The organism is Dietzia sp. UBA5065 (genome assembly GCA_002415925.1).
GTDB lineage: Bacteria > Actinomycetota > Actinomycetes > Mycobacteriales > Mycobacteriaceae > Dietzia.
In genome coordinates this window covers 1,424-2,653 of record DIAZ01000003.1, presented here as the reverse complement: position 1 = coordinate 2,653, position 1,230 = coordinate 1,424, and the positions used below count along the sequence as shown (strand labels likewise).

1 protein-coding gene is annotated in these 1,230 nt (G+C 73.8%); it reads left to right on the top strand.

Annotation, left to right across the window (positions count from 1 at the left end):
- Positions 1–57: 57 nt before the first annotated feature.
- A complete protein-coding gene (locus B4M60_RS00275; RefSeq protein WP_291079366.1) occupies positions 58–912 on the top strand; it encodes an MBL fold metallo-hydrolase in 855 nt (284 codons plus the stop codon).
- The last annotated feature ends 318 nt before the right edge of the window (positions 913–1,230 follow it).

Sequence of the window (1,230 nt, the reverse complement as noted above, 5' to 3'; positions counted from 1 at the left end):
TGCCGCTCGACGCGCCCGTCGAGGTCGAGCTCATCGTCGAGGTCGAGGGCTAGGGCGATGAGCGGCGGTCTGGCCCCGATCGGCTTCCCGGCGTACGAGACGCTCCGCCCCGTCACCGACCTGGCCGGGGTGATCCTCTGCGACAACCCCTCGGAGATGACCTTCGAGGGGACCAACACGGTCGTCCTGCGGGCCCCCGGGTCGCCCACCTGCGTGGTGGTGGACCCGGGGCCGGACGACCTCGCGCACGCCGAGCGGATCGCGGCCATCGTCGGCGAGATCGAGCTCGTCGTCGTCACCCATCGCCACGGCGACCACACCGACGGCATCGATCACCTGCGCACGTTCACCGCCGCCCCGGTCCGGGCCGTGCAGGAGCGGTTCTGCCGCGACGCCGCGCCGTTGGTGACGGGCGGCGACGACGACGAGGTGATCCACGCCGCGGGCCTGGACATCATCGTGCTGGGCACCCCGGGGCACACGGCCGACTCGGTCAGCCTCGAGGTGCGGGTCGCGGGCACCGGGTTCACCGCTCCGCCGGACTGCGTGGTCCTGGGGGACACGATCCTCGGCCGGGATTCGACCGTGCTGGACTCGACCGACGGCGACCTCGGCGACTACCTGGGCAGCATGGATCTGCTCGCCGCGCGGGCCGACGGGGTGATCGGGATCCCGGGGCACGGGCCCGACGTGGAGAACACCGGCCGCGCCGCGCAGGTGCTCGGACGGCACCGGCGGGACCGGCTCGAGCAGATCGTGGCCGCGCGGGCCGAGCTGGGCCGCGAGGCCTCGGCCGAGGCCATCACCCGGCACATCTACCGCGATGTCTCGCCGTTCCTGCTCATGGTGGCCGAGCAGTCGACGCTGGTGGCGCTGCGCCACCTCGACCGCCTCGACGCCCCCGACGCCTGACCCCCGCCCCCGACGCCTGACCCCCCGCCGCCCGCTCCCCGCCGCCCCCCGCGATCCGCTACTCCGCTGCACGGTCCGCTACTCGCATCCGGGGAGCGGATCGTGCAGCGGAGTAGCGGATCGGCGGGGATGGGGGGTGGATGGTGGTTGTCCACAGGGGGCCGAGCCATCCACAGGCCCCCGGATAATCCCAGCTCGCCGGTCCGGGCGCGGATGCCGCGGGCGCGACGATCGACCCCATGGCCCACTCGTCTGGAAACGACCACATACCGCCGGCCCTCCTGTCGCCCGCAGATCTCGCCGCCCGCGGGATCGACC